The 25,410-nt window shown below is 60.8% G+C and carries 16 protein-coding genes; 13 read left to right on the plus strand and 3 right to left on the minus strand.

Going from position 1 to position 25,410, the window contains the following annotated elements:
* Positions 1 to 19 precede the first annotated feature (19 nt).
* From CCX46_RS14305 to CCX46_RS14345, 9 genes are all read left to right on the plus strand, one after another.
* Complete coding sequence (locus tag CCX46_RS14305; RefSeq protein WP_158013180.1) at positions 20 to 448, plus strand: AprI/Inh family metalloprotease inhibitor; 429 nt, start codon at positions 20 to 22, stop codon at positions 446 to 448.
* Between the two features lie 203 nt (positions 449 to 651).
* Complete coding sequence (locus CCX46_RS14310; RefSeq protein ID WP_127927378.1) at positions 652 to 2,427, plus strand: type I secretion system permease/ATPase; 1,776 nt, start codon at positions 652 to 654, stop codon at positions 2,425 to 2,427.
* On the plus strand, positions 2,424 to 3,773 hold the full coding sequence (locus CCX46_RS14315; RefSeq protein WP_034154169.1) for an HlyD family type I secretion periplasmic adaptor subunit: 1,350 nt from the start codon (positions 2,424 to 2,426) through the stop codon (positions 3,771 to 3,773). The genes CCX46_RS14310 and CCX46_RS14315 overlap by 4 nt, the downstream gene beginning before the upstream one ends.
* 2 nt (positions 3,774 to 3,775) lie before the next feature.
* Complete coding sequence (locus CCX46_RS14320) at positions 3,776 to 5,146, plus strand: TolC family outer membrane protein (protein WP_127927380.1); 1,371 nt, start codon at positions 3,776 to 3,778, stop codon at positions 5,144 to 5,146.
* Positions 5,147 to 5,548: 402 nt separating this feature from the next.
* Positions 5,549 to 8,500, plus strand: coding sequence for an autotransporter serine peptidase EprS (gene eprS, locus CCX46_RS14325; protein ID WP_127927382.1), 2,952 nt, complete (start codon positions 5,549 to 5,551; stop codon positions 8,498 to 8,500).
* A gap of 172 nt (positions 8,501 to 8,672) precedes the next feature.
* Positions 8,673 to 11,750 carry an autotransporter serine protease gene (locus CCX46_RS14330; RefSeq protein ID WP_127927384.1) on the plus strand — a complete coding sequence of 1,026 codons (3,078 nt, stop codon included), beginning with the start codon at positions 8,673 to 8,675 and terminating at the stop codon, positions 11,748 to 11,750.
* Between the two features lie 58 nt (positions 11,751 to 11,808).
* Positions 11,809 to 13,497, plus strand: coding sequence for a polyurethane esterase (locus tag CCX46_RS14335; protein WP_127927387.1), 1,689 nt, complete (start codon positions 11,809 to 11,811; stop codon positions 13,495 to 13,497).
* A gap of 199 nt (positions 13,498 to 13,696) precedes the next feature.
* Entirely contained in the window at positions 13,697 to 15,550 is a 1,854-nt protein-coding gene (locus CCX46_RS14340; RefSeq protein WP_127927389.1) for a polyurethane esterase, read from the plus strand.
* Between the two features lie 240 nt (positions 15,551 to 15,790).
* Positions 15,791 to 16,165, plus strand: a complete 375-nt coding sequence (locus CCX46_RS14345) for a hypothetical protein (RefSeq protein WP_127927391.1) — start codon at positions 15,791 to 15,793, stop codon at positions 16,163 to 16,165.
* A 57-nt stretch (positions 16,166 to 16,222) separates the two neighbouring features.
* Here the strand turns inward: CCX46_RS14345 and CCX46_RS14350 are convergent, their stop codons facing one another.
* Positions 16,223 to 16,447 (minus strand): YgdI/YgdR family lipoprotein, encoded by a 225-nt coding sequence (locus tag CCX46_RS14350; RefSeq protein ID WP_122600478.1) that lies wholly within the window; start codon positions 16,445 to 16,447, stop codon positions 16,223 to 16,225.
* A gap of 195 nt (positions 16,448 to 16,642) precedes the next feature.
* Between CCX46_RS14350 and CCX46_RS14355 the strand changes: the two genes are divergently transcribed.
* Genes CCX46_RS14355 through CCX46_RS14370 form a run of 4 tightly spaced genes read left to right on the plus strand, consistent with a single transcriptional unit; the run spans position 16,643 to position 23,149 of the window.
* Positions 16,643 to 18,295: a VRR-NUC domain-containing protein gene (locus CCX46_RS14355; protein ID WP_127927393.1), complete on the plus strand. Its 1,653-nt coding sequence runs from the start codon at positions 16,643 to 16,645 to the stop codon at positions 18,293 to 18,295.
* The gene (locus CCX46_RS14360) at positions 18,292 to 20,610 is read left to right on the plus strand and encodes an ATP-dependent DNA helicase (RefSeq protein ID WP_127927395.1); all 2,319 of its coding nucleotides are present in this window, start codon (positions 18,292 to 18,294) and stop codon (positions 20,608 to 20,610) included. The genes CCX46_RS14355 and CCX46_RS14360 overlap by 4 nt, the downstream gene beginning before the upstream one ends.
* 5 nt (positions 20,611 to 20,615) lie before the next feature.
* The gene (locus CCX46_RS14365; RefSeq protein WP_127927397.1) at positions 20,616 to 22,556 is read left to right on the plus strand and encodes a hybrid sensor histidine kinase/response regulator; all 1,941 of its coding nucleotides are present in this window, start codon (positions 20,616 to 20,618) and stop codon (positions 22,554 to 22,556) included.
* Between the two features lie 56 nt (positions 22,557 to 22,612).
* Positions 22,613 to 23,149 carry a hypothetical protein gene (locus tag CCX46_RS14370; RefSeq protein ID WP_127927399.1) on the plus strand — a complete coding sequence of 179 codons (537 nt, stop codon included), beginning with the start codon at positions 22,613 to 22,615 and terminating at the stop codon, positions 23,147 to 23,149.
* A gap of 412 nt (positions 23,150 to 23,561) precedes the next feature.
* Here CCX46_RS14370 and CCX46_RS14375 read toward each other — a convergent pair whose 3' ends face one another.
* Together CCX46_RS14375 and CCX46_RS14380 are read right to left on the minus strand one after the other, a co-directional pair.
* Complete coding sequence (locus tag CCX46_RS14375; protein ID WP_064389907.1) at positions 23,562 to 23,858, minus strand: hypothetical protein; 297 nt, start codon at positions 23,856 to 23,858, stop codon at positions 23,562 to 23,564.
* Positions 23,859 to 24,045: 187 nt separating this feature from the next.
* Positions 24,046 to 25,389, minus strand: coding sequence for a cation:proton antiporter (locus CCX46_RS14380; RefSeq protein WP_127927400.1), 1,344 nt, complete (start codon positions 25,387 to 25,389; stop codon positions 24,046 to 24,048).
* Positions 25,390 to 25,410 lie beyond the last annotated feature (21 nt).

Raw genomic sequence — 25,410 nt, forward strand, 5'->3', positions numbered from 1 at the left:
CGCCGGAGCGAATATTCCTATGATCTATAAAGCTTTTACCTACACGGTAGCAGCGTGGCTCTCGGCGGCGCTCATCATGATTTCAGGAGAAACCAGCATGGCAAGCAGCCTCAGACTCGAAGATCCATCGGTGTTTGCGGGGCAATGGCAAGCGACTTTGTCTACCCGGGATGATGATCGAGAAGCGCAAAAGCAGCAGGACAAGCCTTCGAATACTTGTCTGATCGACCTTGAATCCAATCAGACCTTGGGCAAAGGGGCCGACTGTCTCGGTGCATGGCTTGAGCAAACCCCGATCGGCTGGTTTCCCGATCCGGACGGTCTCTCGATTACCGGCAAGGAAGGCTCAAGAATCCAGTTCTTCAGCCGACAAAGTGACGGGCTTTACTCGACCACTTTGAAGTCGGGTCTGGTGATCACGTTAACGCACACAGTGAAACAGCCTTGATTATCGAATCCGCGACAAATTTTTAATATAAAGCGCCACAAGCTGGTTATAAGAGACGGCGAATGACAACTGCACCGCTGTTAATTACGCAAGTTGTTATGAAAGTGTAAGCGGGTACTTGCAAGTCATCTTTCGCAGGTAAGCGGAACATTAATTGAAGCCTCGCCCAAGTGTGGCGAGACCGAACATTTCAGGAAGAATCAATGAAGATGGCGAAGGCCCCAGCCACCGCTCCGTTATTCAAGGCTTTGGGTGACTATAAGAGCATTCTGATCAGCGTCGGCTGCTTTACCGCACTGATTAACGTGCTGATGCTGGTGCCCTCCATCTATATGCTCCAGGTCTATGACCGGGTGCTGTCGTCGCAGAACGAAACGACCCTGGCGATGCTGTCGCTGATGGTTGTCGGTTTCTTCGCCTTTATCGGCCTGCTCGAAGTGGTGCGCAGCTTTATCGTGATCCGCATCGGCAGCCAGTTGGAGCGCCGCTTCAACCTGCGTGTTTACCAGGCGGCGTTCGAGCGCAACCTGTTCAAAGGCGAGGGCAACGCCGGGCAGTCGCTGGGTGATTTGACGCACATTCGCCAATTTGTCACCGGGCCAGCGCTGTTCGCGTTTTTCGATGCGCCGTGGTTCCCGGTCTATCTGTTTGTGATCTACCTGTTCAACGTCTGGCTCGGCGTGCTCGCTACTGCGGGCGCACTGTTGCTGATAGGGCTGGCGTGCCTGAACGAATACATGACCAAAAAGCCGCTGGGCGAAGCCGCCGGTTATTCGCAGAAGTCCAGCCAGTTGGCCACCAGCCATTTGCACAACGCCGAAACCATTCAGGCGATGGGCATGCTCGGTTCCCTGCGTAAACGCTGGTTTCAGGTGCACTCGCGTTTCCTCGGCCTGCAGAATCAGGCCAGTGACACCGGTGCAGTGATCAGCTCACTGAGCAAAACCCTGCGTCTGTGCCTGCAATCGCTGGTGTTGGGCCTGGGCGCATTGCTGGTGATCAAGGGCGACATGACCGCCGGGATGATGATCGCCGGTTCCATCCTGATGGGCCGCGTACTGAGCCCGATCGACCAGTTGATTGCCGTATGGAAGCAGTGGAGCGGGGCGAAGCTGGCTTACCGCCGTCTCGATGCGCTGCTGCAAGCCTTCCCGCCGAGTGACGACGCCATGGCGCTGCCGGCGCCGAAAGGCCAGATCACCTTCGAACAGGTCAGCGCCGGCCCGCCGGGGCAACGCGCGGCGACCCTGCAGATGGTCAATTTCAATCTGAATGCCGGCGAAGTGCTCGGCGTACTCGGGGCTTCCGGCTCCGGCAAATCGACCCTGGCCCGCGTGCTGGTGGGTGTCTGGCCGACCCTCGGCGGCACTGTGCGCCTCGATGGCGCGGACATTCATCGCTGGAACCGCGATGACCTTGGCCCGTACATCGGCTACCTGCCGCAAGACATCGAGTTGTTCAGTGGCAGCATCGCCGAGAACATCGCCCGTTTCAGCGAGGCCGATCCGCAGAAGGTCGTTGCCGCTGCGCAACAGGCCGGCGTGCACGAAATGATCCTGCGTCTGCCGCAAGGCTACGACACGCAACTGGGCGAGGACGGCAGCGGCCTGTCCGGCGGCCAGAAACAGCGCGTGGCCCTGGCGCGCTCCATGTATGGCACGCCAAGCCTGGTGGTGCTGGATGAACCGAACTCCAACCTCGACACCGTCGGCGAAGCCGCATTGGCCAGCGCCATTGCCGCACTCAAAGCCCAGGGCACCACGGTGGTATTGGTGACGCACCGTTCTTCGGTGTTGGCCCAAGCCGATAAATTGCTGGTCCTGAATGACGGGCGTCTGCAAGCCTTCGGTCCGAGTCAGGACGTGCTCAAGGCACTCTCCGGCCAGCAAGAACAGCAACGGGAAAAAGCTGCACCGGCACCGGGCGGGCTCAGCATGAGCCGACAGTATCAGCCCTCGACAAGGAACTCGGGTGTATGAGCAGCGCAAGCATGAACACTGAAAACGAAGCGAGCATGGAACACGCCTACATCACCGAACGCCCGGAGCGCGATGCGAAGTTTTTCGCGCGCATGGGCTGGATTCTGGCGATCGTCGGCGCCGGCAGTTTCTTCACTTGGGCCGCTCTGGCCCCGCTGGATCAGGGCATCCCGGTGCAAGGCACGGTCGTGGTGTCGGGCAAACGCAAAGCCGTGCAGTCGATGAGCAGCGGCGTGGTCAGCCGGATTCTGGTGCGCGAAGGCGAAATCGTGAAGCAGGGCCAGCCGCTGTTCCGTCTCGATCAGACGCAAGTTGCCGCTGATGTGCAGTCGCTGCAAGCGCAATACCGGATGGCCTGGGCCAGCCTCGCGCGCTGGCAGGCCGAACGTGACAACCTCAAGCAAGTGACCTTTCCGGCCGAGCTGAGCAATGATCCGGATCCGCGTCTGGCACTGGTGCTGGAAGGCCAGCGCCAACTGTTCAGCAGCCGCCGCGAGGCGTACTACCGCGAGCAGGCCGGGCTGCGCGCGAGCATCGAAGGCGCCACCGCGCAACTGGCCGGCATGCGCCGCGCCCGTACCGACCTCAACGCCCAGGCCGACTCGCTGCAACAACAGCTCAGCAACCTGCAACCGCTAGCGGACAACGGCTACATCCCGCGCAACCGCTTGATGGAATACCAGCGGCAACTGTCGCAAGTGCAACAGCAACTGGCGGAAAACACCGGTGAAAGCGGGCGGGTCGAGCAGGGCATTCTTGAATCGCGCCTGAAACTGCAACAGCACGCCGAGGAATACCAGAAGGAAGTCCGCACGCAACTGGCCGATGCGCAACTGAAAAGCGTGACCCTGTCGGAGCAACTGACTTCCGCCGGTTTTGATTTGCAACACAGCGAAATCATCGCCACCGCTGACGGTGTGGCAGTCAACCTCGGCGTGCACACCGAAGGCGCGGTGGTGCGCCAAGGCGAAACGTTGCTGGAGATCGTTCCGCAAGGCACCACCCTGGAAGTGGAAGGGCACTTGCCGATCAACCTGATCGACAAGGTCGGCGCGCATTTGCCGGTGGACATCCTGTTTACCGCCTTCAACCAGAGCAAAACCCCGCGCGTTCCGGGTGAAGTCAGCCTGATTTCCGCCGACCAGATGGTCGATGAGAAAACCGGCGTGCCGTATTACGTCCTGCGCAGCAGCGTCAGCGATCAGGCCATGGAAAAACTCAACGGTCTGGTGATCAAGCCCGGCATGCCGGCAGAAATGTTCGTGCGCACCGGCGAACGTTCACTCCTCAACTATCTGTTCAAACCGCTGCTCGACCGGGCCGGCTCCGCGTTGACCGAGGAATAAGGATGTTCGGCTGTATGAATAAGCGTTCCCTGCTCGGCGCGGCAATGATGCTGCTCGCGAGTCACTCAGCAGTAGCGGCCATGGGGCCGTTCGAGATCTACGAACAGGCGTTGCGCAATGACCCGGTATTCCTCGGGGCGATCAAGGAGCGTGACGCCGGCCTGGAAAACCGCGCGATTGGCCGCGCCGGATTGCTGCCGCGCATCGGCTACACCTACAACAAGGGCCGCAACTCGTCGAAAGCCACCTCTCTGGATGAGCGCGCGCGTAACCGTACCGATGACCGCAACTACAGCAGTTATGGCTCGGCCTTGACCTTGCAACAACCACTGCTCGACTACGAGGCTTATGCCGCGTATCGCAAAGGCGTCGCGCAATCGTTGTTTGCCGACGAGAACTTTCGCGGCAAGAGCCAGGAGCTGTTGGTCCGCGTGCTGGATAACTACACCAAGGCGTTGTTTGCGCAGGACCAGATCGACATCGCTCAGGCGAAGAAGAAGGCTTACGAGCAGCAGTTCCAGCAGAACGAGCACATGTTCAAGCAAGGCGAGGGCACCCGCACCGATATTCTTGAGGCTGAGTCGCGCTATGAACTGGCGACCGCCGAGGAGATCGAGGCGCGCAACGAACAGGATGCCGCGCTGCGGGAACTGGGTGCGCTGGTGGGCACGCCTGCGGTGGATATCGGCGATCTGGCGCCGCTGGGCCCAAACTTCCAGACCTTCGCGCTGATGCCGGCCAATTACGACACCTGGCACGAAATGGCAGTGAGCAATAACCCGAATCTCGCTTCGCAGCGCCAAGCCGTGGAAGTCGCGCGTTATGAGGTGGAGCGCAATCGCGCCGGGCATCTGCCGAAAGTCAGTGCTTATGCCTCAATGCGTCAGAACGAATCGGAAAGCGGCAACACCTACAACCAGCGCTACGAGACCAACACCATCGGTTTTGAGGTCAGCGTGCCGTTGTATGCCGGTGGCGGAGTCTCGGCTTCGACGCGTCAGGCCAGTCGCACCATGGAGCAGGCCGAGTACGAGCTTGATGGCAAGACGCGTGAGACGCTGATCGAACTGCGTCGTCAGTTCAGTGCCTGTTTGTCCGGAGTGAGCAAGTTGCGCGCTTATCAGAAGGCATTGAGCTCGGCGGAAGCGCTGGTGGTGTCGACCAAGCAGAGCATTCTCAGTGGCGAACGGACCAACCTCGACGCCTTGAACGCCGAGCAGCAGCTGTTTACCACTCGCCGCGATCTGGCGCAGGCGCGGTACGACTATTTGATGGCCTGGACCAAGTTGCATTACTACGCCGGGACCTTGAACGAACAGGATCTGGCGCGGGTGGATGAGGCTTTTGTGGTCGCTCAACAGCCCTCACCCTAACCCTCTCCCAGGGGGAGAGGGGACCGATTGGGGGATATTGCAGAAGTACACCGACTTGAACGAACGCTAGCGAATCCAACATTTCAGGTCGATGAATAACGCAAGACACCTCGGTCAGCTCCCTCTCACTTGGCGAGGATGTGCTTCACCGAATCCATAATCGACCCGATTCTTCAGGTCGATGTAAGACGCAAGACACCTCGGTCAGCTCCCTCTCCCTCCGGGAGAGGGCTGGGGTGAGGGAAATGCTCTACCGAATCCATATTCGACCCGTTTCTTCAGGTCGATGCATGACGCAAGACACCTCGGTCAGCTCCCTCTCCTTGGGGAGAGGGCTGGGGTGAGGGGAACAGGCAACACCGCAAAACAACCTGCATAAAACAATAAAAGTGAGTGGTGAACATGGACGTACGCATCAAGCCGGTTTCGGTCGGCACCCTGTTGCTTGTGATTTCTGCAACCCAGGCGCAGGCCCAATACCTCGAAAGCGGCCAACCCGGCGATCCCGCCAGTTGGCGCAGCGCCGAATTCCTCCGCGACTGGGGCCTGAGCCGCATGCAGGCCGAGCAAGCCTACGCCGCCGGCATCACCGGCCAAGGCGTGAAAATCGGCGCCCTCGACTCCGGTTTCGATGCCGCCCACCCGGAATTCGCCAGCGATCGTTATCACCCGGTGCAGGCCAGCGGCAGCAACATCGACGGCTCGCTGTTCAACGTCGATGGCACCCTCAATCCCAACAACGACTCCCACGGCACCCATGTGGTCGGCACCATGGGCGCCTCGCGCGATGGCAGCGGCATGCACGGCGTGGCGTACAACGCGCAAATCTACGTCGGCAACACCAACAAGAACGACAGTTTCCTGTTCGGCCCCAACCCCGATCCGCGCTATTTCAAAGCGGTGTATGACGCCCTGGCCGATGCCGGCGTGCGCGCGATCAACAACAGTTGGGGCAGCCAGCCGCCGGATGTCAGCTACCGCACACTGGCTGATCTGCACGCCGCTTATGCGCAGCACTGGAACAAAGGCACATGGCTCGATGCCGCCGCCGATGTGTCCCGACGCGGTGTGATCAACGTGTTCAGCGCCGGCAACAGCGGCTACCCGAATGCCAGCGTGCGTTCGGCGTTGCCGTATTTTCAGCCGGATCTGGAAGGTCACTGGCTGGCCGTGTCGGGCCTCGATCAGAGCAATCAGCAGAAGTACAACCAGTGCGGCCTCGCCAAATACTGGTGCATCACCACGCCGGGGGCGAAGATCGACAGCACCATTCCCGGTGGCGGTTACGCGATCAAATCCGGCACCTCGATGTCGGCGCCGCATGCGACCGGTGCGCTGGCGTTGGTGATGGAACGCTATCCGTACATGAACAATCAGCAGGCCCTCGAAGTGCTGCTGACCACCGCCACGCAACTGGATGGCTCGGTCACCGATGCGCCGACTGACCGAGTCGGCTGGGGCGTGGCCAATCTGAATCGGGCGATGCGCGGGCCGGGGCAATTGCTCGGTGCGTTTGATGCCAGCCTGGGGGCAGGGCAGCGCGATGTCTGGAGCAATGACATCTCCGACAAGGCGCTGATTCAGCGTCAGGCCGAAGACCTCGCCGAGCACAATGCCTGGCAGCAAACCCTGCAAGACAAGGGCTGGCAGAATGGCGTTCCCGCAGGCGCCAGCCAACAGGATCAGACCGACTACGCGGTCGGCACTGCCCGTGATGCAGCGGTGGCGAGCCGGGTGTATCAGGGCAGCCTGATCAAATCCGGCGGCGGGCAGTTGATCCTCTCCGGTGACAACACCTATCGCGGCGCAACTACGGTCAATGGCGGTTTGCTGACGGTCAACGGTTCGCTGACTTCCGCTGTCACGGTGAACGACAGCGGCACCCTCGGCGGTTCCGGGCGGATCGGCGCGCTGACCGCCAACAGCGGCGCTCGCGTGGCGCCGGGCAACTCCATCGGTACGCTGAATGTGGCCGGTGACGTGACCTTCGCGCCCGGTTCGACTTACGCCGTTGAACTGTCACCGACCAGCAGCGACCGCATCGTCGCCGGTGGCACCGCCAATATCAGCGGCGCCACCGTCAGCCTGTCGCTGGAAAACAGCCCGACGCTGCTCAGCACCACCGAGGTGCAGAGCCTGCTCGGTCGCCAGTACGACATCCTGCAAGCGGCCGGCGGCATTCAGGGCCGGTTCGGCGCGGTGCTGCCGAATTATGTGTTTATTGGCGGTAGCCTCGACTACGCCGCCACCGGCATTCAGCTCGATATCGTACGTAATGCGACTACCTTCAGCAGCGTCGGGCAAACGCCAAACCAGCGTTCGGTGGCCGTTGCCGTCGAAGGCCTGGGCGCCGGCAATTCGGTCTACGAAAGCCTGTTGCGTTCACCAGACGCCGCTTCGGCGCAACAAGCGTTCCAGCAGTTGAGCGGCGAGATCTACCCGGCGTTGAGTTCGATGCTGATCAACGACAGCCGCCAGTTGCGCGATGCGGTGGGCGAGCGTCTGCACGACACAACAGCTGCGCAAAGCAACGGCTGGATCAAGGCTCTCGGGGCATGGGGCACGACCGATTCGAGCCACGACACGGCGGGCTACAACACCTCGATTGGCGGGCTGCTGGCCGGTGTCGATGGTGCGCTGGACGAGCAGACGCGCATCGGTCTGGTTACCGGTTACAGCGACAGTTCACTGAGCATGGGTTCGGGCACGCATTCCTCGGCCAAGGTCGACAGCTATCATCTGGGCGCGTACGCCGGCCGTGAAGTTGGCGCCTGGCGCTTGAGCACCGGCGCGGCTTACAGCTGGCATCGCGCCGATGTGAAACGCGATCTGCAATACGGCGACGTCAGCGGCAAACAGAAAGCCAAGGTGGATGCAGCGACCACGCAAGTGTTCGGCGAAGCGGCTTATCGCTTGCACCTGCAACCACTGGCGCTGGAACCGTTCGCCAACCTGGCCTACGTGCATCTGGACACTGAAGGCTTGACCGAGAAGGGCGACGCCGCCGCGCTGAAAAGTTCGGGCGATCAACGTGACGCCGTGCTGAGCACCCTCGGCGTGCGGGCGATCAAGACCTTCAATCTTTCGCCTGCGCAATCACTCGACGTCAGCGGCCACCTCGGCTGGCAGCACAGCCTGAGCGACATCGACTCCGAACAGCATCTGCGCTTTGCCAGCGGCGGTACGCCGTACGCGGTGGAGAGTTCGGCGCTGGTACGCGATGCCGCGCTGGTCGGCGTGCAGGCCAGCCTCGCGCTGAGCAAAGACGTGCGCGTCAACCTTGATTACAACGGACAACTGGCCAATCGCGAAAAGCTTCATGGCGTTGGCTTGAGCCTGAACTGGCAGTTCTAACCGCCGCGCTCCGATCGTTCCCACGCTCTGCGTGGGAATGCCTCTAGGGACGCTCTGCGTCCAGTGACGCGGAGCGTCACGGGCTGCATTCCCACGCGGAGCGTGGGAACGATCATCGCCCTCAGTGGCAACGATCAGGATTTTTCGCAACATCACTAAGGAAGGTCGCTGGATGAATAACAACAATACCCCCGCGCAAACGGGAGGCCGCTTTGCCCTGAAAACCCTCACGCTCGCCGTGCTCTGTGCCATCGGTACAGCCCACGCCGTGCCCTACGTGGAGAGCGGACGCACGGGCGATCCGTCGAGTTGGCGCAGTGCCGAGTTTCAGGCCGATTGGGGCCTGGGCGCGATCGGTGCCGATCACGCTTACGCCGCCGGTTATACCGGCAAAGGCGTGAAACTGGGGATCTTTGACCAGCCAGTGTATGCCGCGCACCCGGAGTTTTCCGGCAGCAATAAAGTCGTCACTCTGGTCACCAGCGGGATTCGCGAATACACCGACCCGTACATCCCGGTCAAAGCCGGCGATGCGTTCCGCTATGACGGTTCGCCCTCGGTCGGCTCCGACGGCAAACTCGGCGCCCACGGCACCCACGTCGGCGGTATCGCCGCCGGCAGTCGCGACGGCGGGCCGATGCACGGCGTGGCGTTCGGTGCGCAGATCATCAGCGCCGACAACGGCGACCCGGGCCCGGAGGACGGCATTGTTCGCGGCAACGACGGCGCGGTGTACAAGGCCGGTTGGGATGCACTGATCGCCAGCGGCGCGCGCATCATCAACAACAGTTGGGGCATCGGCATCACTGATCGTTTCGATCTCGGTGGCCGCGATCCGGCCTATCCGCATTTCACCGTCAATGACGCGCAATTGCAGTTCAACGAGATCCGCACACTGCTCGGCACCAAACCCGGTGGCGCCTACGACGGCGCTATTGCCGCCGCGCGCAGCGGCATCGTGACGATCTTCGCCGCGGGTAACGACTACAACCTCAACAACCCGGACGCCATCGCCGGCCTCGGCTATTTCGTTCCGGACATCGCGCCGAACTGGATCACCGTCGCCGCGTTGCAGCAGAACCCGGACCTGGCCAGCGCCAACCCGTACATCATGAGTACGTTCTCTTCGCGCTGCGGCTACACCGCGAGTTTCTGCGTCTCGGCGCCGGGCACGAAGATCTTCAGCGCGATCATCGAAGGCACCAACGCCGACAACCTCACCACCGGCTACAAAAATTACAACGGCACCTCGATGGCCGCGCCGCACGTGGCCGGCTCCATGGCGGTGCTGATGGAGCGCTTCCCGTACATGACCGGTGATCAGGTCGCCACTGTCTTGCGCACCACCGCCAGCGACCTCGGCGCACCGGGCATCGACGCCTTGTACGGCTGGGGCATGATCAACCTGCGCAAGGGCATCGACGGCCCGTCGATGTTCGTTACCGAGCAGGATATTCCGGCGGAATTCCGCATCGACGGCGCTTACGGTTCCGGCCAGTTTGTCGCGGATCTGCCGGGCATCGGCGCGATCATCGATCAGGGCAAACCGACCGAGCGCGTGTGCACCGACATCACTTGCGGCCTCGATACCTGGCGCAACGACATTTCCGGTCACGGCGGTTTGACCAAGCAAGGTATCGGCACGCTGGTGCTGACCGGCAACAACACTTACAGCGGCCCGACCCTGGTCAATCAGGGCCGCTTGGCCATCAACGGCTCGCTGCAATCGGCGGTGACGGTGAATGACGGCGGTATCCTCGGCGGCAATGGCCACATCGGCGCGCTGTCGGTGAACAGCGGCGGTACGGTCGCACCGGGTAACTCCATCGGCACCCTGAACGTGGCCGGTGACGTGACCTTTGCACCGGGTTCGACCTACGCCGTAGAGCTGTCACCGACCAGCAGCGATCAGATCATCGCTACCGGCAAAGCCGTGATTGAAGGCGCCACGGTGAGCATGTCGCTGGAAAACAGTCCGACCCTGTTGACCACCAACGAAGTGCAAAGCCTGCTCGGCACTCAGTACAACATCCTGCAAGCGGCGGGCGGCATCGAAGGACGCTTCGGTCAGGTGTTGCCGGATTACGCCTTCCTTGGCGGCACGCTGGCGTACTCGGCCACTGGCATTCAGTTGGCAGTCGGGCGTAACGAGGCCTCGTTCGCCAGTGTCGGCCTGACGCCGAACCAGCGTGCGGTCGGTGCGGCAGCTGAGCGTCTGGGGGCTGGCAATGCACTGTTCGAAACCCTGTTGCTGTCGCCGAATGCGGCGTCGGCGCAGCAAGCCTTCCAGCAACTGTCCGGGGAGATCCATCCGGCAATCGGCACCATGCTGATCAACGACAGCCGTTACCTGCGTGAAGCGGTGGGCGAACGTCTGCGCGAACGTGATCTGTTCAACGCCGGTGCACCGACTGACGAGCGCAGCAATGCGTGGGTCAAGGTCTTGGGTTCGTGGGGCAAGAGCGATGGCGGGCATGACAATGCCGATTCCAACAGCTCCATCGGTGGCTTGCTGGCCGGTGTCGACGGCTTGATCGCTGAAGATACCCGTCTCGGTTTCGTTACCGGTTATAGCGACAGCTCGTTGAGCATGGGCAGCGGCACGCATTCGTCGGCGTCGGTCGACAGCTACCACTTGGGTGCGTACCTGGGGCATCAGATCGATGCGCTGCGTCTGACCGTCGGCGGCGCCTACAGCTGGCACCGTGTCGACGTCAAACGTGACCTGCAGTTCGGGGACGTCAGCAGTAAACAAAAGACCAAGCACGATGCCGCAACCACTCAAGTGTTCACCGAGGCCGCTTATGATCTGGGCCTGCAACCGATGAACCTGGAGCCGTTCGCCAATCTGGCTTACGTGCACCTCAATACTGAAAGCTTCACCGAGAAGGGTGACGCCGCGGCATTGAAGGGCGGTGAGGATAATCGTGATGTGGTGCTGTCGACCCTCGGCGTGCGCGCCAAGCGTTCGTTCGCCTTGTCGGATCAGCAGCAACTGGAACTGGGTGCGAGCCTCGGCTGGCAGCACAACCTGAACAACGTCGATGCCGACAGCCATCTGGCCTTCGCCAACGGCAACAGTGCGTTCACCGTGCAGGGCGTGTCGATGGATCGCGATGCGGCGGTGGTCGGCGTGCGGGCGGGTCTGGCGCTCAACCGCGATGTGCGGGTGAACCTGGATTACAACGGGCTGATCGGCTCGAACGAGAAGGACCACGGCGTGGGTCTGACCCTCGACTGGCAGTTCTAAGGCGTGCTGGCAGCTCTGCAAAGAGCTGCCAGTCATTTGAAGGAAGAGAGAGCACAACATGGGACTGTTCGATTATAAAAATGCCGATGGCAAAGCGTTGTACAGCGACGCCATCGCACTGACGCTGTATGCCTACACGCCGACCGGCAAACCGTTGCCGGCCACCGCTTGGGCGCCGGTCACGGCGACGGCGCTGGGCTATCAGGGCAAGGTCGGGCCACAAGGCACGTTCTTTGGCGAGAAGGACGGCTTCACCAGCGCCGAAGCCGAAGTGCTCGGCAAATACGACGCTGCCGGCAAGTTGATTGGCATCGGCGTGGCCTTTCGCGGCACCGGCGGGCTGGGTTACAGCGATACTTTCGGCGACCTGAAAAACAACCTGCTGGCCGCCATCGGGCCTTCGGATTACGCGAGCAACTACGCGAAAAACGCCTTCGACAATCTGCTCAAGGCTGTCGCCGCGTTCGCCATTGCCAACGGCATCGGTGCCAAGGACGTGCTGCTCAGCGGCCACAGCCTCGGCGGGCTCGGGGTCAACAGCGTGGCCGAGCTGAGCGCGAGCAACTGGGGCGGTTTCTTCAAGGACGCCAACTACATCACCTTCGCCTCGCCAACCCAGAGCAGCACCGGCAATAACGTGCTGAACATCGGTTTCGAGAACGACCCGGTGTTCCGCGTGCTCGACGGCACCACGTTCAGCAGCGCGTCGATGGGCAAGCACGACAAGCCCCACGATTCGACCACCGACAACATCGTCAACTTCAACGACAACTACGCGTCCACCGCGCAGAACCTGGTGCCGTTCAGCATCGTCAATCCGCTGAACTGGTCGGCCCACAGTTCGCTGGGGTATGCCGATGGCTTGAATCGGGTGATCGATTCCAGGTTCTACAACCTGACGCATAAAGACTCGACGATCATCGTCTCCAATCTGGAAGAAGCGTCTCGCGGCAAGACCTGGGTTGAGGATCTCGGCCGTAGCGGCGAGCCGCACACCGGCAGCACCTTCATCATCGGCACGCAGAGCAACGACTGGCTCAAGGGCGGCGCGGGTAACGACTTCCTCGAAGGCCTGGGCGGCGATGACCGTTTCCGTGATGACGGCGGCTACAACATTCTGCTCGGCGGCCAAGGGCATAACACCTTCGAACTGCAGAAACCGCTGCAGAACTTCAGCTTCGCCAACGACGGTGACGGCACGCTGTACGTGCGCGACGCTTACGGCGGCATCAGCATGACCCGCGACATCGGCGCGCTGGTGAGCAAGGAGTCGGGGTCGTGGTGGGGCAGCAAGGAAATCACTTGGGGCGTCACCGCCAAGGGTTTGACCAACGGCAGCGAGCTGACCCAGTACAACCACTCGCTCAGCGGCGATGGCTACGCCAATGCGCTGCACGCCTCGGCTGACGGTGACTGGCTATTCGGCCTCGGTGGCGATGACAAGCTGATCAGCGACAAGGGCCATGTGACTTTCGTCGGTGGCGCCGGTAATGACGTGATGACTGCCGTGGGTGGCAACAACACCTTCCTGTTCAGCGGCGCGTTTGGTTTCGATGCCATCAACGGTTATCAGGGCAGCGACAAACTGGTGTTCATGGGCGTCGAAGGCGCGGGGCAGGGCTACGACTACAAGCAACACGCGTCGCAGACCGGCAGCGATACCGTGCTGAAGATTGGCGACTATGCCGTGACCCTGATCGGGGTGGGAGTGGCTAACCTGTCGGACTCCAGTTTCATGTTCGCGTAGATCCAATGTGGGAGCGAGCCTGCTCGCGAATACGTAGTGTCAGTTGAAGTCTTCGTACCTGACACCCCGCCTTCGCGAGCAGGCTCGCTCCCACAGTAAAAACAGCAGTAAGTAGTACTGAAATGCTCCGGGGCGTCCCCGTGGGGCGCCCTGGCTGTGAGCTATCTCTAACAATTCCAACAAGAGAGAGGCAATAGCAATGGGTGTGTATGACTACAAGAACTTCGGCACAGCCGATTCCAAGGCGTTGTTCAGCGATGCCATGGCGATCACGCTGTATTCCTATCACAACCTCGATAATGGCTTTGCCGCCGGTTATCAGCACAACGGATTCGGCCTCGGCCTGCCCGCCACGCTGGTCACGGCGCTGCTCGGCGGCACCGATTCACAAGGGGTTATTCCCGGCATTCCGTGGAACCCCGACTCGGAAAAACTCGCCCTCGACGCCGTGAAACAGGCCGGCTGGACGCCGATCACCGCCTCGCAATTGGGCTACGACGGCAAGACCGATGCGCGAGGAACCTTCTTTGGCGAGAAGGCCGGCTACACCACCGCGCAAGTGGAAATCCTCGGCAAGTACGATGCTCAGGGCCATCTGACCGAACTCGGCATTGCCTTTCGCGGCACCAGCGGCCCGCGGGAAAACCTGATCCTCGACTCCATCGGCGACGTGATCAACGACCTGCTCGCGGCCTTCGGCCCCAAGGATTACGCCAAGAACTACGTCGGCGAAGCCTTCGGCAATCTGCTCAATGATGTGGTGGCGTTTGCCAAGGCCAACGGTCTCAGCGGCAAGGACGTACTGGTCAGTGGCCACAGCCTCGGCGGCCTGGCGGTCAACAGCATGGCCGATTTGAGCGGCGGCAAGTGGGGCGGTTTCTTCGCCGATTCCAACTACATCGCCTACGCCTCGCCAACCCAGAGCAGCACCGACAAAGTGCTCAACGTCGGCTACGAAAACGACCCGGTGTTCCGCGCCCTCGACGGTTCGACCTTCACCGGCGCCTCCGTCGGCGTGCACGATGCGCCCAAAGAGTCTGCCACCGACAACATCGTCAGTTTCAACGATCATTACGCCTCGACCGCGTGGAATCTGCTGCCGTACTCGATCCTCAACATTCCCACCTGGATCTCGCACTTGCCGACTGCGTATGGCGACGGCATGAACCGGGTGATCGACTCAAAATTCTACGACCTCACCAGCCGCGACTCGACGATCATTGTCGCCAACCTCTCGGACCCGGCGCGGGCCAACACTTGGGTGCAGGACCTCAACCGCAACGCCGAAACCCACAAGGGCAGCACGTTCATCATCGGCAGTGACGCCAACGATCTGATCCAGGGCGGCAGCGGCAACGATTATCTGGAGGGTCGCGCCGGCAACGACACCTTCCGCGACAGCGGCGGCTACAACGTCATCCTTGGCGGGCAGGGCAGCAACACCCTCGATCTGCAAAGTGCAGTGAAGAACTTCGACTTCGCCAATGACGGCGCCGGCAACTTGTACGTGCGCGATGCCAACGGCGGGATCAGCATCACCCGCGACATCGGCAGTATCGTCACCAAGGAACCGGGGTTTCTCTGGGGCCTGTTCAAGGACGATGTGACCCACAGCGTCACGGCCAGCGGTTTGAAGGTCGGCAACAACGTCACTGCTTACGAGTCCAGCGTCAAAGGCAGCGCTGGTGCCGACACGCTGAAGGCGCATTCGGGTGGCGACTGGTTGTTCGGGCTGGACGGTAACGATCACCTGATCGGTGGCGCGGGCAACGACGTGTTTGTTGGCGGCGCCGGCAACGACCTGATGGAGTCGGGAGGCGGGGCGGATACGTTCCTGTTCAACGGGGCGTTCGGGCAGGACCGGGTGGTCGGTTACACGTCCAACGACAAACTGGTGTTTCTCGGTGTCCAGGGTGTGTTGCCGGCGGAGGACTTCCGTGCCCATGCCGCCACCGTTGGGCAGGACACGGTGCTGACGTTTGGCAATGATTCAGTGACGTTGGTCGGGGTGTCGCTGAATAGCCTGAGTGCTGAGGGTGTTGTGATCGCCTGAGGTTGATGGGGCGCCGGTAAGGGCCCTTTCGCGAGCAAGCTCGCTCCCACACTGGATCTGTGTCGTTTACAAATCCCCTGTGGGAGCGAGCCTGCTCGCGAATAACGATAACGCGGTTTAAAAGTGACTCGACAGCCATTCTCTGACTCAAACCCCTGCGAAAACAGGAAATGCGGCCTAAAGCCAGCACGTGCACACACGTTCTATAGCTAGCCGCCATTGAGTACAGGAGATTCAAACGTGAAAGGTTTCAAGGGGTATGTCGGGTTCGTTGCACTGGCGCTGTGTTCGGCCAATGTCTGGGCCGATCTGCCTCAAAGTTCGATTCTGAGCCGTTACGGCATCACCACCGACCAACTGCCGAGTCCGCCGAAAACCGAGGCGGTCGAGCCGGTTGAAGAGAAGAGCCGCTTTCAGATTCAGCCCGAACAACCGTTCGTGACCCTGCGCCTGGGTGACGGCAAGCAGCCGCAGACCACCGGCAATCTGAGCATCGATCGCATGGCGCAGCAGGATCTGGAACGCTGCCGGCGTTTGCAGGGAGAAGTGGTCAAGCGGGGCGGCACGTACATGCCTTGTGACGGCAGCATTCCGGGCATGCCGACCTTCGAATAACACTCTGCTTATGATCGTTCCCACGCGGAGCGTGGGAACGATCGACACGAGCGAAACCTAGTCTTCTTCGCGCACCGTGGCGACTTCATCGGCGCGGACCTTCACCTTGGCCCCGGAAATATCCTCGAACTCATAGAAGCCGTCCTTGGTTTTGGTTTTCGGCATGTCCTTGGTCAGATACTGGGTGCCGTTCTGCAGAGTGACTACCGTCGGCGTCGAGCAACCGGCCAGTGCCAGCGCGGCGACGATGGCGAAAGGGATGCCCAGTGACTTGATTTTCATACCCACTTCTAAATCCTCATTCGATGTGATGCCGAGCATTGTCGGCCTTCTAACGCGGTTGGTGCTATCTCCGTGAGAAAAGTTCGATAGCCCGGCGAAAAAATGCCATTGATCATTTTCCGTTTGCACCGGGCGGGGCACAACTGTTATCTGTACGCATAACCAGTGCTCGCTCGCCATGGCCCCAGAATTCCCGTGACTGCCAATCCCCTCGACGATCCGTTCTATTACCTTAACAACTTCCTGCAAGTGCTTGATTGGCTTGAACTTCGCTATGTCGATGTGATGAGCGAAACGGAACACGCGTTCATTCGCGACTTCAAGGCCTTGCCCCGTGCTTCGCAAGGTTTGCTGGTGCGGATGGTGATGCGCAAGGGTGTGCATTTTCGGGCCGGCAAACTCAATTACGTTGAAATCGGTGACATCGCCGCGGCCGCGCAGCCCTTGCTGGAGCGTGGCTGGATCGACGAACACGCGCCGCTGGCCCTCGCCGAGTTGTTCGACGTGCTGCTCAAAGCCGAGATCCTGCAAGCGTTTGCAGCCTTCATCGAGCAGCCCAAGGGCCGCAAGGACGATTGGCTTGCGGTACTCGCCGAGCAGTTTGCAGACACTCGCAGCCTGCGCGATTGGGCGCCGCAGCTCGATGATCGTTTGTTCAGCCTGACCCTCATGGACCTGTGCGACCGCTTGCGTCTGATGTTCTTTGGCAACCTGTATCAGGACTGGTCGGAATTCGTCCTCGCCGACCTGGGCATCTTCACCTATGAAAAAGTCGAGTTCTGCGCCGACTCGCGAGGCCTGCGCAGCCGTGAAGACGTCGACGCCTGTCTGTTCCTGCACCACTGCCAAATGCGTTTCGAGGCCGGCGAGCCGCTGCAAACCATTGTCGAGCAGGTGAGTGCGTTGCACTTCGACAATCCGTGGCTGCAACGCCGGCGCGGCAAGGTGTTGTTCCAGATCGGCCAGTATTGCGAGCGCATCAGCGAATTTGCCCTGGCCCTGAGCATTTACCGCGACTGCGCCTATCCCGGCGCGCGTTTGCGCATGATTCGCGTGCTGGAACGCAGTGGCGAATACCCGTTGGCGTTGGAACTCGCCACGCTGGCAGAACAGGCGCCGGAGAGCGCCGCCGAGCAGCAAGGCCTGCAACGGATATTGCCAAGGGTGCGGCGCAAGCTCGGCGGCCCGCCGCTCAAACGCGCGACGGCCAGGCCGGTCGAGCGTCTGGACCTGCAATTGCCGCGTACCGATCCCGGGTTGTCCGTGGAGTTTTACGTGCAGGCGCATCTGCACGATGACGATGGCCCCGTGCATTACGTGGAAAACAGCCTGATCAACTCGCTGTTCGGCCTGTTGTGCTGGCCGGCGATTTTCGCGCCATTGCCCGGGGCGTTCTTTCACCCGTTCCAGCGTGGCCCGGTGGACCTGCTCAACGAAGACTTCCAGCAACGCCGCGCCGAGCTGTTTCAGGCGTGCCTGCGCGAACTCGATGACGGTCGCTATGCGGCGACCATTCGCCAACGCTTCATTGACAAGTGGGGTATCCAGTCGCCATTCGTGTTCTGGGGCGCATTGAATGAAACGTTGCTGGAGCAAGCACTGGCCTGTTTGCCTGCCGAACACCTCAAGCACTGGTTCAGCCGCTTGCTGCTCGACATCAAGGCCAACCGCGCCGGCATGCCCGACCTGATCCAGTTCTGGCCGCAGCACAAAACCTACCGAATGATCGAGGTCAAAGGCCCCGGCGATCGCCTGCAGGACAACCAATTGCGCTGGCTGGAGTTCTGCCATCAACATCAGATGCCCGTGGCGGTGTGTTACGTGCAATGGGCGGAGCAGAGCGCTTGAGCTACAACATTGCCGTGCGCGCACTGTGTGAGTTCACCGCCAAGACCGGCGACCTCGACCTGCGCTTCACCCCATCACCCACGGCGCTGGAAGGCATCGCCGGCCACCGCACCGTGGCCTCGCGACGCAGCGAAAAATACCAAAGCGAAGTGGCGCTCGAAGGCGAGTTCCGGCAATTGAAGGTCAAGGGCAGGGCAGACGGTTACGACCCGGCGCAAACCTGCCTGGAAGAAGTCAAAACCTACCGTGGCGACCTGAGCAAACAACCGGCCAATCACCGCCAGTTGCACTGGGCGCAGGCGAAGATCTACGGCTGGTTGATGTGCTGCAAACTGGAACTGGAACAGATCAATCTGGCGCTGGTGTATTTCGATATCGTCAGCGAGAAAGAGACGTGTCTGGTCGAGGCCTTCAGCGCCGATAGCCTCAAGGCCTTTTTCGAACAGCAATGCACGCTCTTCCTGCAATGGGCCGAACAGGAAATGGCCCATCGTGAGGCGCGTAATCTGGCTGCGCAACAACTGGCGTTTCCCCATGCGGATTTTCGTCCCGGTCAGCGGCATCTGGCCGAGTCGGTGTTCAAAGCCGTCAGCACCGGCCGTTGCCTGATGGCCCAGGCGCCGACCGGCATCGGCAAAACCCTCGGCACGCTGTTCCCGATGCTCAAGGCCCTGGCGCCGCAGCAACTGGACAAGGTGTTCTTCCTCACTGCCAAGACACCGGGGCGCAAACTGGCGCTGGATGCCAGTCAGGTGTTGTTCGATCAGTCGCCAGCCTTGCCCTTGCGGGTGCTGGAAATGGTTGCCCGGGACAAGGCCTGCGAACACCCGGACAAAGCCTGCCACGGCGAATCCTGCCCGTTGGCCCAAGGCTTTTATGATCGCTTGCCTGCTGCCAGGGAAGCGGCCAGCCGAATCCGCCTGCTCGATCAAGCGGCCCTGCGCGAGGTCGCCGCGCAACACGCGGTGTGCCCGTATTACCTCAGTCAGGAAATGGCCCGTTGGGTGGACGTGGTGATTGCCGACTACAACTATTACTTCGATTTCAGCGCGATGTTGTTCGGCCTCGCGCAACTCAATCAATGGAAAGTCGCGGTGCTGGCGGACGAGGCGCATAACCTCGTCGAACGGGGTCGGCAGATGTACAGCGCCAGTCTCGATCAGTTCACGTTGGGCAGCGTGCGCAAAACCGCGCCGGTGGCGCTGAAGAACTCCCTGCAACGGATCAACCGCGAATGGAATGCCCTGCATGCGCCGCAACTGGCGGCCTATCAGGCGTACGACAAGGCTCCGGAAAAACTCCTGCAGGCGATTTCGCTGTGTTGCGCCGCTATTGGCGATTACCTCAATGACCATCCGCAGGGTCTCGACAGCGGGCTGCAGAACTTCTACTTCGACCTGCTGCAATTCGCCCGGGTGGCGGAGTTGTACGACGAACATTACCTGTTCGACATCAGCAAGCGTGACCTCGAGCGTAAAAAGCCGCTGTCGCAATTGTGCCTGCGCAACGTGGTGCCGGCCGCGTTCATCGGCCCGCGCCTGAAAGCGGCGCGCAGCAGCGTGCTGTTCTCCGCGACCCTCAGCCCGCGCCACTACTACGCCGATTTGCTCGGTACGCCCGCCGACACCGTGTGGATCGACGTCGAATCGCCGTTTTGTGCCGAGCAACTACAGGTGCAGATCGTCAGCCGCATCTCGACGCGCTTCAATCATCGTCAGGCTTCGCTGGAGCCGATCGTCGAATTGATCGCGCGGCAGTTCAGCGAGCGTCCGGGCAACTATCTGGCGTTTTTCAGCAGCTTCGATTACCTGCAACAAGTGGCGTCGTTACTCGCCGAGCGCCATCCGCACATCACCCTCTGGCAGCAATCGCGGGGGATGCTCGAAGGCGCACGGCAGGCTTTCCTCGATCAGTTCACCGCCCACAGCCAGGGCATCGGCTTTGCCGTGTTGGGCGGTGCGTTCGGCGAAGGCATCGATTTGCCCGGTGCGCGGTTGATCGGCGCGTTCATCGCGACACTGGGGCTGGCGCAGTTCAATCCGGTCAACGAACAACTTAAACACCGCATGGCCGCGATCTTCGGCGCCGGTTATGACTACACCTACCTGTACCCCGGCGTGCAGAAAGTCGTGCAGGCCGCCGGGCGAGTCATCCGGACCCGCGAGGATCGCGGCGTGGTGATGCTGATTGACGACCGCTTTGCCGAGAGCCGGATCAAACAGCTGCTGCCGCGCTGGTGGGCAATCAATCATGAGACGGCCGCTTCCCAATTCGCCGGATTGACGCATACTTCCGATCATGACAATGGCTGGTGAGTGTGATGAGCGAGAAAAACAAGACCGCGGCGATCGAAGAGATGCGTTTTCGTCTGCTGATCGATGCGGTGGTCGACTATGCGATCTACATGATCGATCCCGACGGCATCATCACCAGTTGGAACTCCGGCGCCAAACGCTTCAAGGGCTACGAAGAAGCGGAAATCCTCGGCGAGCATTTCTCCCGCTTTTATACCGCTGAGGATCGCGCCGCCGGTCTGCCGCAACGTGCGCTCGATACGGCGATCCGTGAAGGGCGCTTCGAAGGCGAGGGCTGGCGGGTGCGCAAGGACGGCACCAATTTCTGGTCGCACGTGGTGATCGACCCGATCATAGATCCCAACGGCAAATTGCTCGGTTTCGCCAAGATCACCCGCGACCTGACCGACCGCAAAATGGCCGAGGAAACCCTCAAGCAAAGCGAACAGCAGTTCCGCTTGCTGGTGCAGGGCGTCACCGACTATGCGATCTACATGCTCAGCCCCGAAGGCCGGGTCAGCAACTGGAACCAGGGCGCCCAGCGGATCAAAGGCTATCTGCCGGAAGAAATCATCGGCCAGCACTTTTCGATTTTCTATACCCCTGAAGACCGCGAACTCGGCGAGCCGCAACGGGCGCTGGAAATCGCCACCCGCGAGGGCCGCTTTGAAAACAAGAGCTGGCGCATGCGCAAGGACGGCACGCGGTTTCTTGCTCATGTGGTGGTCGATGCGATCCGTGGTGACACCGGCACATTGCTCGGGTTTGCCAAGATTACCCGCGACATCACCGAAGCCCATCAGGCCCAGCAGGCTTTGGAGAAAACCCGGGAAGCGCTGTTCCAGGCGCAGAAGATGCAGGCCATCGGTCAGCTCAGCGGCGGCATCGCTCATGACTTCAATAATCTGCTGACGGTGATTCTCGGCAATCTGGAAATCGTGCAAAAACGCATGGGTGACGATGCGAAAATCAGCCGGTTGCTGGAAAACGCCACTCAGGGCGCATTGCGCGGTGTGTCGCTGACCCAGCGTATGCTGGCATTTGCCCGCCGTCAGGAATTGAAAACCGAGTCGGTGGATATTGCGCAACTGGTTCAGGGTATTACCGGGTTGCTGCGCAGTTCGCTGGGGCCCGGCATTCGCATCGATACGCGCTTTCCCGAGGATCTGGCGCCGGTGCTGGCGGACACCAATCAGCTGGAACTAGCCTTGCTCAACCTGGCAACCAACGCCCGCGACGCCATGCCCGACGGTGGCGCGGTGAGCATCAGCGCTGAACCGCAAGTGGTGCTCGAGCTGGGGCATTCTGATCTGCCGGCGGGGCGTTACGTCTGCCTCAGTGTGATCGATACCGGGGAGGGCATGGATGAGCACACGCTGGCGTCGGCCAGAGATCCATTCTTCACCACCAAAGGTTTGGGCAAGGGTACTGGACTGGGCTTGTCGATGGTCCACGGCTTCATGGAGCAGCTCGGCGGTCGTTTTGTCCTCAAGAGCGAAAAGGCCCAGGGCACAACGGCTGAACTGTGGATTCCGGTGGCCGTCGAGGGCACGACCAGCAAGCCGCTGCATCCGCCCGCCGAGCCAGTGACGGTGCCACGACTCAGCGTACTGGTGGTGGATGACGATTCGCTGGTGTTGACCAGCACCAGTCTGTTGCTGGAAGACCTCGGGCATCGGGTGGTCAGTGCGACGTCTGGTGCGCAGGCGCTAGCGCTGTTCGATCAGGGCGAGGTGATTGACCTGATGATCACGGACATGGCCATGCCGCAGATGAGCGGCGCGCAGCTGGCCCACGCAGTGCGGCTGCTTAAACCGGATCTGCCGATCATCCTGGCCACCGGTTATGCCGAACGTCTGGAAGGTTTCGCGGCACAACTGCCACGCTTGCCCAAGCCGTTCACGCAAATGAATCTGGTGGCGATCATCGCCCAGTCGATGAAGGGAGGCGGCGGTCAATCGTTCTGAACTTGCGCGCCAACGGGGACTTCTAAACGTTTTCCCCACCCCGGAGCGTGCATCTTTTGCCTCGCATATTGACCCAGCCCACCGCTGAAGAAAGCCTGACCGAACATGACGCCAAGATGTTTGGCTCACCCAAGGAGCGGCTGGATTTCTATCGGCGGGAGATCCAGTACGAAACCAGCATCCTCGCCAACCGCACTGACGCCTATCTGGCGGCGCAATCATTTCTGGTGATCGCCTTCGCCTCGTGCATGGCCAACCTCAACCCAGAGTGGGGCAAGTTGTTCACGCTGGTGGTGCCACCGTTTCTGGCGCTGCTCGGGTTGCTCAGTTCACTGAACGCCTGGCCGGGGATTCGCGCTGCGTACGACATCATCGATCATTGGCATTTCAAGCAGAGCCACTTGCTCCACAGCGAGCCGCTGATGGGCCTGGCGTATGACGAATCGCCGTTGTTCAGTGAGATGGAGTCGAGCCACAAGGGGTATCGCAAGTCGCTGCTGTTTTCGGTGCGCACGCCGTGGATTTTTGCGACGTTTTGGGTGTTGCTGGGGAGTTATGCGGTGTTTATTCAGGTGACCAATCCCGGGGGGTGATTGGTCTTCACGTAAAAGCCCGGCTTATATCGCCGGGCTTTTTCATTCGCTTGGATTTTGTGTTGCCATTCAGATCGATCCCCCTCACCCCAGCCCTCTCCCCCAAGGGGGGCGAGGGGGAAGGGAGCAGATTGTTGTGCTGTTCAACATCTGCGTTCGGCTCGGTATCTCAGGTCAATGTCTGAGTTCAACCCGGTATCTCAGGTCGGCGTAACTCGACCATTCACCTCGGTCAGTCCCCCTCTCCCTGTGGGAGAGGGCTAGTGTCAGGGTTCACTCGGAAGGGAGCCGATCTTTGATGTAGTCAAAATCTGAGTCCGACTCGGTATCTCAGGTCGGCGTAACTCGACCATTCACCTCGGTCAGTTCCCTCTCCCTCTGGGAGAGGGCTAGGGTGAGGGGCTGTTCTGGCTCACTCCACGGTCTCAAGCTCTCGACGCAACGCCACCGAGTTCTGCGAAGACATCGGGATCGGCGGGAAGTCTTCGTTCAATACGCACAAGTGGTCGATGGCATCTTCAAACATCGAATCGGCTTTCTTGCGCAGTGCGCGGTAGCGCTCGAACTGTTCGATGTCCAGATCCTTAACGTCAAGCAGCGCATTGGCCGCTCGATTGAGCGTGTGAGCGTTATCGAACAATTGACGATTGCGTTCCAGAGCCAGTGCTCTGCAAGCCTTGATTTGCGCCGGAGTCGAGCATTCTTTCATGACCGTGACCTTATTCTTCAAGGATTCCTTTAACAGGCTTAAACGCCGCAGTGGAACCGAACCTGCCGGGCCCCGCCGGATACATCTGGCGAGGGGTTATGCTTGTGACTGCCAGCAATTACCCCGCGATCCATTTTTTTACAGAAAGAAGTTCGATCGATTGCCTGGTAAAAACCGCTACCAATAATCAGATTTTTTGTTTCTTGTGCTGCTCATAGCGAGCGAGGATCGGTTGCGTGCTGATCCCGTGGAGCAAAATGCTCAGCGCCACCACCGACAGGGTCAGGTCGGTGCAAACGCTGGCCACGCTATCGGTCAGTCCATGATTCAAGGCATAAAACAGATAGAACAGGCTACCGATCCCGCGAATGCCAAACCAGCCGATCAACAGCCGTTGCCGTCCCTCCATCAGTGCACCCCAAGGCATCAGCGCGACGCACACCGGGCGGATCACGCAGAACAACACGCCGCCCACCAGCAATGCCCGCCAGTCCCAGTGCGCCACCAGCACCACCCCGAGCAGGGTCACCAGAAACACTTCCATGGCACGCTCGACCAGACTGCCGAACGACAACATATCGCCCATCATGATCCCGGCGGCGACCTGGCTGCTTTCCAGCCGTTCAGTGTCACCGTGCACCGCGTGTTGCGGTTCGACGTTCTGATGGCCGACCACCGGTTGCACCAGATGCTCGGCAGGTGTTTGGCTGGCGCCGGTGGATTTCACTTCGACCTGGCGCAAACCCAGCCCGGCCGCGAACACCGACAGGAAGCCGTAACCGCCGATGGCTTCGGCAACGACGTAGGCCAGGGCAATCAGCGACAGCGCCAGATAATCATTGGGGCTGAGCGTGCTGTCGTCATTGTGGATGCGCAACGAAAGGGTCACGCGGCCAATACCGCGACCCATCCAGTAACCGGTGAGCAATCCGGCAGGCACCGCCCACAATACGTTACGCAACACCCAGCCCTGCCATTCGCCGGCGCTGCCGTCGCCGTGCAGCAGCAACAGGCCAAGGATCACAAACGGGAAGGCAATCCCGTCGTTCAACCCGGCTTCGCCAGAGAGACCGAAACGCACACTGTCGACATCCCGCGCATCGTTGACCTGCACCAGCGCCGCCAGCACCGGGTCGGTCGGTGCCAGAATTGCGCCGATCAACAACGACGGTCCCCACGGCAAGCGCAAGGCAAAATGCAGCAGCAAACAAACGCCAACGATGGTCAGCACCATCACTGGCCCGGCCAGACCAAAGGCGATTCGCCAACGCTTGTCGCGCAGGGGCAAACGCAATTTCAAACCGCAGACGAACAGGGAAAACAGCACCGCGACTTCCGTCAGGTGCTCCATCCACAGCGAGGCGTTTTCCAGGGACAGTTTCAGCAGATCAAGGCCGCTGGGGCCGATGCCGATCCCCAGCAACAAACACACGGCCGACGTCGTCACCGGCATCCAGCGCAGGTACGACGAGGTCAGTGCCAGGGTCAACAGCACGGCGCCGAGCACCGCCACCCACACGATAAAACTCATGATCTGCCGCCCTCAAGTGGT

It is taken from the genome of Pseudomonas sp. RU47 (assembly GCF_004011755.1).
In the GTDB taxonomy this organism is placed as follows: Bacteria; Pseudomonadota; Gammaproteobacteria; order Pseudomonadales; family Pseudomonadaceae; genus Aquipseudomonas.